Origin of the sequence: Dietzia sp. HMSC21D01, from assembly GCF_001815995.1 — a bacterium.
Lineage (GTDB): Bacteria > Actinomycetota > Actinomycetes > Mycobacteriales > Mycobacteriaceae > Dietzia > Dietzia cinnamea.
Genome location: NZ_KV824085.1, coordinates 1 through 1,930, shown reverse-complemented (window position 1 = coordinate 1,930; position 1,930 = coordinate 1). Strand labels below are relative to the sequence as shown.

Below are 1,930 nucleotides of genomic sequence, written 5' to 3'. Positions count from 1 at the left end.
GATCTGGGAAATCAAGGGAATCGACCGCCGCCTGATCGACGCCTTTTCCTCCCGCCGAGCCCTGGCCAGGCCGGTCTATGACCGACTGGTGTCGGAGTACGTGGTGGCCAATGGCCGGCAGCCTTCCCAGCGGGCGTCCTACGCCCTGTGGCAGAAGGCCATCCTCGACACCCGCGACGCCAAGAAGCCCGCCCAATCCCTGTCCGAGCACCGCGCCACCTGGCGGGAGATGGCCGAGAAAGTCGTCGGCACGCACGCGGTGGACAGCGTGGTTGGCGAGGTCACCGGGCAGGGTCGGAGCCAGGTGTCGCGGGAGCTGTTCGACGCCCAGGTCCACGCCCGCCTGGTGGCCGAGCAGGCGGTGGCGGCAGTGACCGCACGCCGGGCACAGTTCCGCCGTTCCCACATCGACACCGCCGTATCCACCGCGCTCAAGGGCTACCGATTCGAGGCCCCCGAGGCCCTGGACCGGGCCCACGAACAGGTCATGACCACCGCCATGGGAGAACTCGTCATCGAGCTGACCCCGCCGGAGATTCTGGACCTTCCCAGCCCTCTGATCGGGCCAAGCGGGGCCGGTGTGGACCGGCACGCAGGCGCCGAGAAGTTCACCACTCAGGCAGTGCTGGACGCCGAGACCGCCACCCTCGAAGCGGCCCACACGCCGGTCGCGGTGATCGCTACCCGAGCCGACCTCGACCGTGCGCTGAAGGCGCACGAGGACGCCGAGGGTTGGTCCCTCAATGCCGGCCAGACCGCTCTGGCGCAGCACCTCATTGGTGCCGGAACGCTCCTGGCCGCCGGGGTGGGTCCGGCCGGGACCGGCAAGACCGCATCCATGAAGGTCGTGGCCCGCACCTGGCAACACACCGGCCGGTCGGTTATCGGCCTTGCTCCTTCCGCGGCAGCGGCCAGCGTCCTCGCAGGCGACATCGGTACCGACTGTCACACCATCGACTCGCTGACCTTCACCTGGCTCGGCCGGCACCCGAACCTGCCCGGGAAATCGCTCGACGCACTACCGGTCACGATCACACCTGGGGACATGCTTCTCGTGGATGAAGCGGGCATGGCCAGCACCGAGAACCTGGCCGCGCTGACTGAGATCGCCGCCGAGTCCGGGGCCATTCTCCGACTGATCGGCGACCCCAAGCAGCTCGCTGCTGTCGAGACCGGCGGTCTGTTCGCCGACCTGACCCGCACCCCGGGAACAGTGGAGCTCCGGGAGGTGATGCGCATGGGCGCAGACACCGACCAAGCCGGCGCGACCCTCGCCCTTCGCGAAGGCGATCCCGGCGCGCTGGCGCTCTACAACGAGCGCGGCTGGATCACCGGCGGGCACCGGGAGCAGATGCTCACCGAAGCCGCTCAGGCGTTCCTGGCCGACACCACGGCGGGCCGACAGGCACTGATCATCGCCTCCACCAACGCCGACGTCGACACCCTCAACGAAGTGATCCGCTCGAGCCGCATCGCCGACGGACTCGTCGACGACGCACACACCACCAGGGTCGCGCGCGGCGACACCGTCGGTGTCGGGGACACCGTCATCGCCCGCACCAACTCCACGCTGTACACCGGCGACTGCACCTACCTCGGACGGGTCATCAACGGACAGTTGTTCACCGTCACCGGCATCGCTGACGATGGGTCACTGGGGGTGCGCGACTCCTCCACCGGGCAGGCCATGCTCATCCCCGCCAGCTACGCCGGCAAGCACATCCACCTCGGTTACGCGGCCACCATCCACCGCGCGCAGGGCGCCACCGTCGATACCGTCCACGCCGTCATCGACGCTGGCGTGGACCGTGCCGGCCTGTACGTCGCCATGACCCGCGGCAAGAAAGAGAACCGCGCCTACGCCGTATGTGAACCCACCCTCGACACGGGCGCCGAGGATGCCCACATGCACTCCGCCGGCGACCACGAC

1 protein-coding gene is annotated in these 1,930 nt (G+C 69.0%); it reads left to right on the top strand.

What is annotated here, in order from left to right; genetic code table 11:
• Nucleotide 1 precedes the first annotated feature (1 nt).
• On the top strand, nucleotides 2-1,930 hold a 1,929-nt coding region (locus tag HMPREF3086_RS15245; protein ID WP_371441677.1), incomplete at its 3' end, for an AAA family ATPase.